The 13,730-nt window shown below is 72.4% G+C and carries 8 protein-coding genes; all 8 read left to right on the top strand.

Going from position 1 to position 13,730, the window contains the following annotated elements; translation table 11 throughout:
- Positions 1-26 precede the first annotated feature (26 nt).
- The 8 genes from bldG (at position 27) to tmk (ending at position 13,676) form a co-directional block, all read left to right on the top strand.
- Complete coding sequence (gene bldG / locus AB0N63_RS02585; protein WP_009189842.1) at positions 27-368, top strand: anti-sigma factor antagonist BldG; 342 nt, start codon at positions 27-29, stop codon at positions 366-368.
- 105 nt (positions 369-473) lie between these two features.
- A complete protein-coding gene (locus tag AB0N63_RS02580; RefSeq protein ID WP_365523075.1) occupies positions 474-905 on the top strand; it encodes an ATP-binding protein in 432 nt (143 codons plus the stop codon).
- 756 nt (positions 906-1,661) lie between these two features.
- Positions 1,662-4,073, top strand: coding sequence for a sodium-translocating pyrophosphatase (locus AB0N63_RS02575; RefSeq protein ID WP_365523073.1), 2,412 nt, complete (start codon positions 1,662-1,664; stop codon positions 4,071-4,073).
- A 201-nt stretch (positions 4,074-4,274) separates the two neighbouring features.
- A complete protein-coding gene (locus AB0N63_RS02570) occupies positions 4,275-4,898 on the top strand; it encodes a small secreted protein (protein ID WP_365523070.1) in 624 nt (207 codons plus the stop codon).
- Positions 4,899-5,045: 147 nt separating this feature from the next.
- Complete coding sequence (locus AB0N63_RS02565; RefSeq protein WP_365523067.1) at positions 5,046-6,566, top strand: class I SAM-dependent methyltransferase; 1,521 nt, start codon at positions 5,046-5,048, stop codon at positions 6,564-6,566.
- A gap of 296 nt (positions 6,567-6,862) precedes the next feature.
- A complete protein-coding gene (locus AB0N63_RS02560) occupies positions 6,863-7,060 on the top strand; it encodes a hypothetical protein (protein WP_365523065.1) in 198 nt (65 codons plus the stop codon).
- A 258-nt stretch (positions 7,061-7,318) separates the two neighbouring features.
- Complete coding sequence (gene topA, locus AB0N63_RS02555) at positions 7,319-10,156, top strand: type I DNA topoisomerase (RefSeq protein WP_365523062.1); 2,838 nt, start codon at positions 7,319-7,321, stop codon at positions 10,154-10,156.
- Positions 10,157-10,328: 172 nt separating this feature from the next.
- A complete protein-coding gene (gene tmk, locus AB0N63_RS02550; protein WP_365523060.1) occupies positions 10,329-13,676 on the top strand; it encodes a dTMP kinase in 3,348 nt (1,115 codons plus the stop codon).
- The last annotated feature ends 54 nt before the right edge of the window (positions 13,677-13,730 follow it).

Genomic DNA, 13,730 nt, shown 5'->3' with positions numbered 1-13,730 from the left:
CTCGATAGCAAGGTGCTGGAGGATCCGTGGACCTGTCCCTGTCGACCCGTACCGTCGGCGATCGTACGGTCGTCGAGGTCGGTGGCGAAATCGACGTATATACCGCGCCCAAGCTGCGCGAGCAGCTGGTCGAGCTGGTGAACGACGGGAATTTCCACCTCGTCGTCGACATGGAGGGCGTGGACTTCCTCGACTCCACCGGTCTCGGCGTACTGGTCGGCGGTCTGAAGCGAGTGCGTGCCCATGAGGGCTCGCTGCGCCTGGTCTGCAACCAGGAGCGCATTCTCAAGATCTTCCGCATCACCGGTCTGACCAAGGTGTTCCCGATCCACACCTCGGTCGACGAAGCGGTGGCGGCCACCGACTGACCGCCGGCCCCGGGCGGTGTCCGGGGCGGAAGAAGTTCATGCGGGGGACCGGGCTCTCGGCGGCCCGGCCCCTCGACAGCACGCCCGTAGCTCCTAGGGGGATGCATGGCCACCGTCGAACTCCGCTTCAGCGCGCAGCCCGAGCACGTCAGGACCGCCCGGCTGGTGGCGGCAGCGGTGGCGCGCAGGGCCGGAGTGGACGAGGCCGTCCTCGACGAGGTCCGCCTCGCCGTCGGCGAGGCATGCTCCCGTGCGGTGGGGCTGCACCGGAACGGCGGAATCGCCGCGCCGGTGACGGTGACGCTGACCGAGGAGGAGAAGCAGTTCTCCATCGCGGTCGGCGACGAGGCCCCGCATGTGCCGCATCACTCCGGGGACGCTCTGGACGCCGCGGACGAGGCGGAGGCCGAAGAGGACGAGATGGGCCTCGCGGTCATCAGCGGCCTCGTCGACGACGTACAGGTCACCAGCGGTGAGGGCGGCGGCCGGATCAAGATGACCTGGCCGACCACTCCACCGGCTGTGGTGCTGTCCTGAGCCGGCAAAGGCTTTTTCGACGGGTCCCGCTTCCGAGCGGGGCCCGTTGTCTTCCGCCCGGGGCCCCCTGGGCCGTATCGGTGCATGACGGGGTGCCGGGGCCCCTGCTGCCCGGATCAGTGCCTGACGGTCTGGCGGGCCACCCGTGTGCCGTAGCGGTGCCTGACGGATTCGGCGGGCACCCGCGCGGCGGTCCGGTCCGATCCGGTGGTCGACCGCGCCCGACGAGCCGCCGTTCGGATGAACTGTCGGCGGTTCGGCACTCGACCTGATTCCGTCGCTCGGCGCTCGACCTGGCTCCGCACTCGGCCCGCCCTCGGCGCTCGACCTGGCTCCGGCACCCGCCGCCCGGCCCGACTCCAGCGCCCGCCGCGCTGGCTCCGACACGCAGCCGCCGCTCGAATCCAGCCCCCCGACGTGCCGGGCGCCGCCCGGCATGTCGCCGAACTCGCGGACGGCCGCCCGGAGTCCGCACCGCCGCATGACGGCGTCCGTTCCGCCGAACCGGTGAAAAAACGCAGGCCTCCAGTAGTCCCGCCCCGATTTCGTGAATACATTCACGATCGATAGCCCGATAATGGATCAGCGGTCAATGGTTTTGAGGCGTTACCGCTTTCGAGTCACCCGCACGCCCGGCGATCATTTGCTGAGGAGCAGGTGCAGGCCGATTCCCTTTACCGCACACTGTTTAGATCGGGTTCCGCTACCTACAATCCGTCCACATCTTGAGCTCAGCCCAAGCGTCAAGGAGGACGAATGGCGGGGCTTTCTACCCCTCATCAGTTTGGCCACCCCACAACCCTCGCGGCCGCCGTGCTGACCCACGACAATCGGATCATCGTGGTGGCCATCGCGGCCGTCGCGCTGGCCGCGCTCGTGGTCGCCGGAATCCTGGTGCGCCAGGTGCTCGCGGCGGGCGAAGGCACCGACAGCATGAAGAAGATCGCGGAAGCGGTCCAGGAGGGCGCCAAGGCGTACCTCGGCCGGCAACTGCGCACCCTCGGCGTTTTCGCGGTCGTCGTGTTCTTCCTGCTCCTGCTGCTGCCCGCGGACAACTGGAATCAGCGCGCCGGACGATCGGTGTTCTTCCTGATCGGCGCCGTGTTCTCGGCGGCCACCGGTTATATCGGCATGTGGCTCGCCGTGCGCAGCAATGTGCGCGTCGCCGCCGCGGCCAGGGAAGCGACTCCCGCGGAAGGCGAGCCGAAAAAGGATCTCACCACCGTCTCGCACAAAGCGATGAAGATCGCTTTTCGCACCGGCGGCGTCGTCGGCATGTTCACGGTGGGGCTCGGCCTGCTGGGCGCCTCCTGCGTGGTGCTGGTGTACGCGGCCGACGCGCCGAAGGTGCTGGAGGGCTTCGGCCTCGGCGCCGCGCTGATCGCGATGTTCATGCGCGTCGGCGGCGGCATCTTCACGAAGGCCGCCGACGTCGGCGCCGACCTGGTCGGCAAGGTCGAACAGGGCATTCCGGAGGACGATCCGCGCAATGCCGCGACCATCGCCGACAACGTGGGCGACAACGTCGGCGACTGCGCGGGCATGGCGGCCGACCTCTTCGAGTCCTACGCCGTCACGCTGGTGGCCGCGCTCATCCTCGGCAAGGCCGCCTTCGGCAACGACGGCCTCGCCTTCCCGCTGATCGTCCCCGCGATCGGCGTGATCACCGCCATGATCGGCATCTTCGCGGTGGCACCGCGCCGCGCCGACCGCAGCGGCATGAGCGCGATCAACCGCGGTTTCTTCGTCTCCGCGGTGATCTCGCTGGCCCTCGTCGCGGCGGCCGTCTACACCTATCTGCCGTCGTCGTACTCCGCGCTGACCGGCGTCACCGACGCGGCGATCCGCGGCAAGGACGGCGATCCGCGCATCCTCGCCCTGGTCGCGGTGGCCATCGGCATCCTGCTCGCCGCCGTGATCCAACAGCTGACCGGCTACTTCACGGAGACCAGCCGGCGCCCGGTCCGCGACATCGGCAAGACCTCGCTCACCGGCCCGGCCACCGTCGTCCTCGCCGGTATCTCCGTCGGCCTGGAGTCGGCCGTCTACACCGCCCTGCTGATCGGCCTCGGCGTCTACGGGGCGTTCCTGCTCGGCGGCACGTCGATCATGCTGGCGCTGTTCGCCGTGGCGCTGGCCGGTACCGGCCTGCTCACCACGGTCGGCGTGATCGTCGCCATGGACACCTTCGGACCGGTCTCCGACAACGCGCAGGGCATCGCCGAGATGTCCGGCGACGTCGAGGGCGCGGGCGCGCAGGTGCTCACCAACCTGGACGCGGTCGGCAACACCACCAAGGCCATCACCAAGGGCATCGCCATCGCCACCGCGGTCCTGGCCGCGTCGGCGCTGTTCGGGTCGTACCGCGACGCGATCACCACCGGCGCGCAGGACGTGGGGGCGAAGCTCACCGGGGCAGGTGCGCCGATGACGCTGATCATGGACATCTCGCAGCCCAACAACCTGGTCGGCCTGATCGCCGGCGCGGCGGTCGTCTTCCTGTTCTCCGGGCTGGCGATCAACGCGGTGTCGCGCTCGGCGGGTTCCGTGGTCTACGAGGTGCGGCGGCAGTTCCGCGAGAAGCCCGGGATCATGGACTACAGCGAGAAGCCGGAGTACGGCAAGGTCGTCGACATCTGCACCAAGGACGCCCTGCGCGAACTCGCCACGCCCGGACTGCTCGCCGTGATGGCGCCCATCTTCATCGGGTTCACGCTCGGCGTCGGAGCGCTCGGCGCGTACCTCGCGGGCGCGATCGGCGCGGGCACGCTGATGGCGGTGTTCCTCGCCAACTCCGGCGGCGCCTGGGACAACGCCAAGAAGCTGGTCGAGGACGGCCACCACGGCGGCAAGGGCAGCGAGGCCCACGCCGCCACCGTCATCGGGGACACGGTCGGCGACCCCTTCAAGGACACCGCCGGTCCCGCGATCAACCCGCTGCTGAAGGTCATGAACCTGGTGTCGCTGCTCATCGCGCCCGCGGTCATCAAGTTCTCCTACGGCGACCACAAGAGCATCGGCGTACGGGTCCTGATCGCGGTCCTCGCGCTGCTCGTGATCGTCGGCTCGGTCTACATCTCCAAGCGGCGCGGGATCGCCGTGGGCGACGAGGACGACGACAACGCCGAGCGGGTGGCCAAGCCGGCCGACCCCGCGGTGGTTTCGTAGCGGTCGCCGGGGATCCGCCAGGTCGGCGGGCGGGCGGCGCGTTCGACGTGCCGCCCGCCCGCTGCGTGCGCCGGCCCGCCGGGTCACCGCGGATCCGTGAGCCTTCTCTCGCTTGGTGCAAATGGCTGCAAGACGGTATGTACGGGGCGCAGGGGCCACAACCGTCGCCCGGATGGCGTGTATGTTCCGGGGCCGAGAGCCATGGAAGGGACCAAACCGGTGAACAAGAAGCTCGCGGCCGCACTGTCCGGCGGTGCGGTACTGGTACTGGCACTGTCGGGGTGCTCCGGCAGCAGCGGCGCCGACGACAAGAAGAACGACGCGCTCGACACCTGGGCCAAGCAGGTGTGCGACGGGGTGCAGCCGCAGGCGAAGAAGATCGAGGCCGCCAACGCCGCGATCCAGAAGGAGACCTCGGACAACAGCAGCCCGGCCGACGTCCAGAAGACCGACGCCCAGGCCTTCCAGGACATGTCCGACGCCTACAAGGCGATCGGCGCCGCCGTGAGCAAGGCCGGTGCGCCCGATGTGGACAACGGCCAGAAGAAGCAGCAGGACGCGGTCAAGGAGCTGAACGGCCTCGGCGCCTCCTACGCAACGCTCAAGCAGCAGGTGGACAAGCTCACCACCAAGGACCAGGCCAGGTTCGCCGACGGTCTCAAGGACATCGCCACCCAGCTGGACAAGCTCTCCAAGAGCGGCAGCGACGCGCTGAAGAATTTGGAGGAGGGCGACGTCGGCCAGGCGATGGCCAAGCAGCCGAGCTGCAAGTCCGCCTCCGCCACGGCCTCCGCCCCCGCCTCGGCCTCACCGGCGAACGGCTGACCCGGGCGCCGGACGCCGGAGCACCCCGCACCCCGTCGCACGCGCGCGTGACCGACGCCCGTCCGCCCCGCGCGCGGGCGTCCGGGCGTGCGACGCCCGTCCGGTACGCGCGCGTGCGATGTCGTCGCGAGCCGACACAATGGGGGCGTGAGTGACTCCAGCCTGACCGCCCTGCCCGTCGCCGACCGCCCGGACGTCGCCGCCCGGCTCCGCGACGCCCTGCTCGCCGCCTCCTTCACCGCCGACGGGCTGCTCGACCTGCTCGGCGCGCCCGCGTACGCGGCGCTGGCCCGCAGCGAGACCGTGCCCGCGCTCCGGGCCACCCGCGGCGACACCCCGCTGGAACTGCTCGTCCGGCTGTTCCTGCTGCAACAGCCCGTGTCGCACGCGCGCGTGGCGGACGTCCTGCCCGTCGGGGAGTGCCTGGAGGCCGGCTGGCTGGTGCGCGCGGGCCAGGGCGAGCTCGCCGCGACCGTGGACGTGCGGCCGTACGGCGGGCTCGACGGCGAGGACTGGTTCATCGTCTCCGACCTCGGGTGCGCGGTCGGCGGCGCGGGCGGGATCGGCAGCCGCGAGGAGGGCGTCGTCCTCGGTGTCGGCGGCGCCTCCACGACCCTGGCCGGCATCACGGTCCGTACGCCCGTCGGCTCCGCGCTCGACCTCGGCACCGGCTCCGGGATCCAGGCCCTGCACGCCGGCCGGCACGCCACGCGCGTGACCGCCACGGACGTCAACCCGCGCGCGCTGCACATCACCGCCCTCACGCTCGCGCTGTCCGGTGCCCCCGCCGCCGATCTGCGCCAGGGCTCGCTGTTCGAACCGCTGCGCGAGGGTGAGACGTTCGACCTGATCGTGTCCAACCCGCCGTTCGTGATCTCGCCAGGCGCCCGGCTGACGTACCGGGACGGCGGGATGGGCGGGGACGATCTGTGCCGCACGATCGTTCAGCAGTCGGGGGAGCGGCTGAACGAGGGCGGGTTCGCGCAGTTCCTCGCCAACTGGCAGCACGTGGAAGGGGAGGACTGGCAGGACAGGCTCAGGTCATGGGTGCCCCGCGGGTGCGACGCCTGGATCGTGCAGCGCGAGGTGCAGGACGTCACGCAGTACGCCGAGCTGTGGCTCCGGGACGCCGGCGACCACCGCGACGATCCGGCGGAGTACCAGGCGCGCTACGACGCCTGGCTCGACGAGTTCGAGGCGCGCAAGGTGAAGGCGGTGGGCTTCGGCTGGATCACCCTGCGCCGGACGGATTCCGCCGAGCCCGTGGTCACCGTCGAGGAGTGGCCGCACCCGGTGGAGCAGCCGCTCGGCGACACCGTGCGCGCGCACTTCGGGCGCCTCGCGTATCTGCGCGAGAACGACGACGCGGCGCTGCTCGACGAGTACTTCCGGCTGGCCCAGGAGGTCGTGCAGGAGCAGGTCGGGCTGCCCGGCGCGGAGGACCCGGAGCACGTGGTGCTGCGCCAGCACCGCGGGATGCGGCGCGCCACCACGGTGGACACGGTCGGTGCGGGCTTCGCCGGCGTCTGCGACGGCACGCTGAGCGCCGGCCGCATTCTGGACGCCATCGCCCAGCTGGTGGGCGAGGACCCGGTGCTGCTGCGCGACCGCACCCCCGCGCAGATCCGCCTCCTGGTCGAGCAGGGCTTCCTCGAACCGGGCAACTGAGGTCAGGGGGCCGGGAAGCCGAGAGCCAGGGCCTCCGGGGCCAGGGAGCCCGGCGCATGGCGGACCGGGCGCCCCGAGGACGCCCCAGGCGCCCCGGGATCACTCGGTCCCCGGCTTCCACCATTTTTCGGTCATGTGCCGTTCCGTGCGCGGCCGGTTCCGCTCGGCGAACGAGCAGAGCCGGCCGTGTGTCCGCGCCGGTCCGGTCGCCCGGCGTTCACCGCGGGTTGGCCGGGCCGTCGTCCGTGGGTGCCAGCCTCCCCGACCAGGGGACCTGGGACGGGGAGGGGACGTACATGGAGAGCGGTCCGGCGATCTTCGCGGGGACGGTGTTCGCCCTGTTCGGAGCGGCGATGCTGGCATGGGTGGCGAACCGGGTGCCGCGTCGCGAACCGGTCGCCGCCGGCGTCGGCCGGGCGGCCTCGGCGACCCTCGCGACGCTGGCCGCGCTGGCCTCCCTGACCGCCGGCGCGTGGTGCTTCGCGCGGCTGTGAGAACGGTCGCAGCCCTTCGGTGTCCGTAACCGGCGTGACACGTTCCGCATCGGCCCGAACGGGCCGGTCAGCGGTCCGGGCGGCAGGAAGGGCGGTAGTCGGGTTACCGTTCGAGTGGCCGTTGCGGGCTTTTCCCGTTTGACACGGGGGCGGGATGTACCGTCACACTCCGCAGCGTCAGCACGACCCGACCCCGGGTGCCACCACGGCCTGGGGAGACCCAGCGAGACCCAGCGTCGACCGGAGAGAAGAGCGAAGTTGTCCCCGACCAGCGAGACCGCACAGGGCGGCCGCCGACTCGTCATCGTCGAGTCGCCTGCCAAGGCGAAGACGATCAAGGGCTATCTCGGCCCCGGCTACGTCGTCGAAGCGAGCGTCGGGCACATCCGCGACCTTCCGAACGGCGCCGCGGAGGTCCCCGAGAAGTACACCGGCGAGGTCCGCCGCCTCGGTGTGGACGTCGAACACGACTTCCAGCCGATCTACGTGGTCAACGCCGACAAGAAGGCCCAGGTCAAGAAGCTCAAGGACCTTCTGAAGGATTCCGACGAGCTCTTCCTCGCCACCGATGAGGACCGCGAGGGCGAGGCCATCGCCTGGCACCTCCAGGAAGTGCTGAAGCCGAAGATCCCGGTCAAGCGCATGGTGTTCCACGAGATCACCAAGGACGCGATCCGGGCGGCCGTGGCCAACCCGCGCCAGCTCAACCAGAAGCTGGTCGACGCCCAGGAGACCCGCCGCATCCTCGACCGTCTCTACGGCTACGAGGTCTCGCCGGTCCTGTGGAAGAAGGTCATGCCACGGCTGTCGGCGGGCCGGGTGCAGTCCGTCGCGACCCGGCTCGTGGTCGAACGGGAGCGCGAGCGCATCGCCTTCCGCTCCGCCGAGTACTGGGACCTGACGGGCACCTTCTCGACCGGCCGCGCCGGCGATCCGTCGGACCCGTCGTCGCTGGTCGCCCGGCTCCAGTCGGTCGACGGCAGGCGCGTGGCGCAGGGCCGCGACTTCGACTCCCTGGGGCAGCTGAAGACCGCGAACACCCTCCACCTCGACGAGGCGAACGCCCGTGCGCTCGCCGCCGCGCTGGAGAACACCGCCTTCTCCGTCCGGTCCGTCGAGTCCAAGCCGTACCGCCGCTCCCCGTACGCCCCGTTCCGTACGACGACGCTGCAGCAGGAGGCCAGCCGCAAGCTCGGCTTCGGCGCGAAGGCCACCATGCAGATCGCGCAGAAGCTGTACGAGAACGGCTACATCACGTACATGCGTACGGACTCCACCACCCTGAGCGACACGGCGATCTCCGCCGCCCGCGCCCAGGTCACGCAGCTGTACGGCGCCGACTACCTGCCGCCGCAGCCGCGGACGTACGCCGGGAAGGTGAAGAACGCGCAGGAGGCGCACGAGGCGATCCGTCCTTCCGGCGACCGCTTCCGCACGCCCGCCGAGACCGGTCTGACCGGCGACCAGTTCAAGCTGTACGAGCTGATCTGGAAGCGGACCGTCGCCTCCCAGATGAAGGACGCGACCGGCAACTCCGTCACGGTGAAGATCGGCGGCCGGGCCGCCGACGGCCGGGACGTCGAGTTCAGCGCGTCCGGCAAGACGATCACCTTCCACGGCTTCCTGAAGGCGTACGTCGAGGGCGCCGACGACCCGAACGCCGAGCTGGACGACCGCGAGCGCCGACTGCCGCAGGTCGCCGAGGGCGACGCGCTCGGCGCCGAGGAGATCACGGTCGACGGGCACGCCACCAAGCCCCCGGCCCGGTACACCGAGGCCAGCCTGGTCAAGGAGCTGGAGGAGCGGGAGATCGGCCGCCCGTCGACGTACGCGTCGATCATCGGCACGATCCTCGACCGCGGCTACGTGTTCAAGAAGGGCACGGCCCTGGTGCCGTCCTTCCTGTCCTTCGCCGTGGTGAACCTCTTGGAGAAGCACTTCGGCCGGCTCGTCGACTACGACTTCACCGCCCGGATGGAGGACGACCTCGACCGCATCGCGCGCGGCGAGGCCCGCGCCGTGCCGTGGCTGAAGCGCTTCTACTTCGGCGAAGGCACCGGTGAGGGCGGCGCGGCCGACGCCGGCAACGGCGACGGGGACCACCTCGGCGGCCTCAAGGAACTGGTCACCGACCTCGGCGCGATCGACGCCCGCGAGGTGTCCTCGTTCCCGGTCGGCAACGGCATCGTGCTGCGCGTCGGCCGCTACGGGCCGTACATCGAGCGCGGCGAGAAGGACACCGAGGAGCACCAGCGAGCCGACATCCCGGACGACCTGGCGCCCGACGAGCTGAGCGTGGAGCTGGCCGAGGAACTGCTCGCCAAGCCGAGCGGCGACTTCGAACTGGGCACCGACCCGGCCACCGGGCACACGATCGTCGCCAAGGCCGGCCGCTACGGGCCGTACGTCACGGAGGTGCTCCCCGAGGGCACCCCGAAGACGGGCAAGAACGCGGTCAAGCCGCGCACGGCGTCCCTGTTCAAGACGATGTCCCTGGACACCGTCACCCTGGACGACGCGCTGAGGCTGATGTCGCTGCCGCGCGTGGTCGGCACCGACGCCGAGGGCCAGGAGATCACCGCGCAGAACGGCCGCTACGGCCCGTACCTCAAGAAGGGCACGGACTCCCGGTCGCTCCAGTCCGAGGACCAGCTCTTCACGATCACGCTGGAAGAGGCGCTGGCGATCTACGCGCAGCCCAAGCAGCGGGGCCGGGCCGCGGCCAAGCCGCCGCTGAAGGAGCTGGGCGAGGACCCGGTCAGCGGGAAGCCGGTCGTGGTCAAGGACGGCCGCTTCGGCCCGTACGTCACCGACGGCGAGACCAACGCCACCCTGCGCTCCGGCGACAGCGTCGAGACGATCACGCCCGAACGCGGGTTCGAGCTGCTGGCGGAGAAGCGCGCCAAGGGGCCGGCCAAGAAGACCGCCAAGAAGGCGCCCGCCAAGAAGACGGCGGCGAAGAAGACCACGGCCACCGCCGCGAAGAAGACGGCGGCCAAGAAGACCGCCGCCAAGAAGACGACGACCGCGAAGAAGACGGCCGCGAAGTCGACCGCCGCCAAGAAGGCGACGTCCTCGAAGACCGCGGAGGACTGATCCGGGACGGGCCGCGCACCCGCCGCGTGGGGACACGCCGAGTGCGACGGCCCGGTCCGTTTCTTCACGACCCGTTCGCGGAACGAGCGCCCCGGCATCACTTTGGTGTCGGGGCGTGCACACGTTCGGACGGTCACCACGAGTCGTGGGTGCGTCCCGATAGGCTGAACGCATGACGCGAGCCGAGCAGCCAACGGCCCACACCACCACCTCCGCCCCGGACGACGCGCTGGTGGCGGACTCCCGCGAACGCGCCGTCCGCGCGCTGTTGCGCCGGCCGCAGCTGAAGCGGCTCTGGAGCGCACAGCTGGTGGGCGGAGTCGGGGACACCCTCGCGCTCCTGGTGCTGGTCCTCCTCACCCTCCAGACGGCGGTCGCCGAGGACTCCTTCGGCGGCGGCTACCGGGGCGCGGCGTTCGCGGTGGCAGCTGTCTTCGGTGCGCGCACAGTCGCGACGGTGCTCTTCGGAGCGGTCCTCCTCGGCCCGCTCACCGCCCTCACCGCGCCCGAGGGACCGCTCGACCGTCGCTGGACCATGGTCGGCGCGGACGGCGTGCGCGCCCTGCTGCTGATCGCCGCCCCCCTGTGGATCGACTGGACCCCGGGCAACGCGCTCATCCTCCTGCTGGTCACGGTCTTCGCCACCGGGCTCGCCGAGCGGCTGTGGACGGTGTGCCGGGAGAGCGCGGCCCCCGCGCTGCTGCCCGCCCCGCCGCCCGAGGGCGCCACCGTCCGCCCGCTGCCGGACCACCTCGACGCGCTGCGCCGCCTGTCGCTGCGCACCACCTTCCTGGCGATCCCGCTGGCCGCGGCCGTCCTGCTCGTCGCCTCCCTGTTCAACAACCTGCTGGGCACCGGCATCGCCTGGTTCGACCAGCACCAGGCGGCCCTCGCCTCGTACGTCGCGGCCGGACTGTTCGCCGCCTCCCTCGCCGTGCTGACCTACCTGGAGCTGCCCGCGGCGCGGACCCCCCGCGCGCGGTCGCCGCTGGAGGGGCTGCGCCGCCCGAAGACCGGCGCCGGCGTCGACAAGGGCCGCACCGGAGCCGTACCGCTGCTCGTGCTCGCCTCCGCGGCCGTCGCCGGGGCGATCGCCGCCGCGGTCTCCGTGTGCGCGCTGCACACCGCCGACCTGGGCGGCGGCCCGGTGCTCTACGGACTGGCGGTGCTCGCCGTGACGGGCGGCGTCGTGGCCGGCATCCGTACGGCGCCCAAGGCGCTCGTCACACTGTCGCGGCGCCGGCTGCTGGCGCTGGCCGTCGCGCTGACCGGCGTCGCCCTGCTCGCCGCCGGGCTCGTCCCGGACGTCACCACCGTGCTCCTGCTGCTCGCCCTGGCGGGCGTGAGCGCGGGCGTCGCCGCCAACACCGGGCACACCCTGCTCGACCTGGAGGCCGAGGACTACCGCCGGCCCCGGATGACCGAACACCTGCACGCGGTGGTCCGGGTCCTCGTCGCCCTCGGCGCCGTGCTCGCCCCCGTGATCGCCGCCGGGATCGGCCCGCACCGGCTGGAGAGCGGCCGGTTCGTGTTCGCGCACGGCGGCGCCGCCTTCACCCTGATGCTGGTCGGCGCGCTGCTGCTGCCGGTGGCAGCGCTGGTCCTCGCCAAGGTCGACGACCGCTCCGGCGTACCGCTGCGGCAGGACCTGGTCGACGCCCTGCGCGGCGACGACCCGGAGACCGTCCCCGCGTCCTCGGGCTTCTTCATCGCCCTGGAGGGCGGCGACGGCGCGGGCAAGTCCACCCAGGCCGAGGCGCTCGCGGACTGGATCCGCGCCAAGGGCCACGAGGTCGTCCTCACCCGCGAGCCGGGCGCCACCCCGGTGGGCAAGCGGCTGCGGTCCATCCTGCTGGACGTGTCCGCGCAGGGCCTGTCCCACCGCGCCGAGGCGCTGCTGTACGCCGCCGACCGCGCCGAGCACGTCGACACGGTCGTACGGCCGGCCCTGGAGCGCGGCGCGGTCGTGATCACCGACCGCTACATCGACTCCTCCGTCGCCTACCAGGGCGCGGGCCGCGACCTGTCCCCGACCGAGATCGCGCGGATCTCGCGCTGGGCGACGAACGGCCTGGTGCCGCATCTGACGGTCCTGCTGGACGTCTCCCCGGAGACCGCCCGCGAACGCTTCACCGAAGCGCCGGACCGGCTGGAGTCGGAGCCGGCCGAGTTCCACGCGCGCGTGCGCGCCGGTTTCCTCGCGCTGGCCGCCGCCGACCCCGGCCGCTACCTCGTGGTCGACGCCGGCCAGGAGCCCGAGGCCGTGACCACGGTCGTCCGGCACCGGCTCGACCAGGTGCTGCCCCTGTCCGAGGCCGAGATCGAGGCTCAGGAGGAGGCGCGGAGGAAGGCCGAGGAGGAGGCCCGCAGGAAGGCCGAGGAGGAGGCCCGGCGCAAGGCCGAGGAGGAGCGCCTGGAGCGGGAGCGCCAGGAGCAGCTCGCCCGGCTGCGCGCCGAGGAGGAGGAGCGCAAGCGGCGCGAGCTGGAGGAGGCGCAGCGCCGCGAGGCCGAACGGCAGGCGGAGGAGGCCCGGCAGCGGGCCGAGGACGCGCGCCGGCGCGCCGAGGAGGAGCGGGCCCGGCTGCTCGCCGAGGAGCAGGCCCGCGCGGAGGCCGAGGCCCGGCGCAAGGCGGAGGAGGAGCGGCGGCTCCGGCAGGCCGAGGAGGAGGCCCGCCTGCACGCCGAGGCCGAGGCGCGGCGGCTGGAGAAGCAGCGCAAGGCCGAGGAGGCGCTGCTGCGCGCCGAGGAGGCCCGCCGTGCCGCCGAGGAGGCCGCGGCCGCCGCGCAGGCGGGTCCCGCCAGGCCGGTTCCGCCCGCCGCCGTCACGCCGCCGGACGCGGTGACGGTGCCGACGCCGGTCGTGACGCCGACGAACGCCGTGGGCGGCCCGGCCGAGGAGACGGCGGTCCCGCCGCCGGTGCGCGACACCCGGGGCGAGGGCGGGTCCGAGGAGGGCTCCGCGCAAGGCTCCGGCGCGTCCGAGGCAGCGGCGGCGCCCGAGTCGGAGTCCGAGAGCACGACCGAGCTGCCGCAGCCGCCGGTCGTGCCGGGCGCGGCGGACGAGACGACAGTGCTGCCCCCGGTCACGGGAGCGGCGGACGAGACGGCCGTACTGCCTCCGGTGCGGGACGAGCTGCCTCCGGTCACCGGGGCGGCCGACGAGACGGCGGTGCTGCCTCCGGTGCGGGACGAGGGACCGGTGCCGGGGCGCGGCGACGACCCCGCCGACCGGGTGCCGCCGGGCTACTTCCGGGACGAGCGTCCTTCGGCGGTCCGGCCCGACGGCTCGGACGACCGCACCCGTGAGCTGCCCCAGGTCGGCGCGGACGGCCCGGGCGGCCCGGCACGGCGCCGGCCCCGTCCGGACTGGGCCGAGGAGACCCCGCTGGACGACCTCCCGACGCTCGCGGACGAGCTGCTGGGACCGCGCGGGGACGACCAGGAGCACGACGACGGCTGGGGCGCCGAGAGCGGTACGGACGACGGGGACGGCCGCAGGAGGGGTGGACGGCGGCGCTGAGGCGACCGGGGACGCCGGGGTTCTGGACCTCCGGGGGGTGGGGTCCGGGGCTCC

This window comes from Streptomyces sp. NPDC093260, assembly GCF_040683715.1.
Taxonomy (GTDB): domain Bacteria; phylum Actinomycetota; class Actinomycetes; order Streptomycetales; family Streptomycetaceae; genus Streptomyces; species Streptomyces sennicomposti.
Note: the sequence above shows the minus strand (reverse complement) of the source record. Positions and strands in the feature narration are given on the sequence as shown.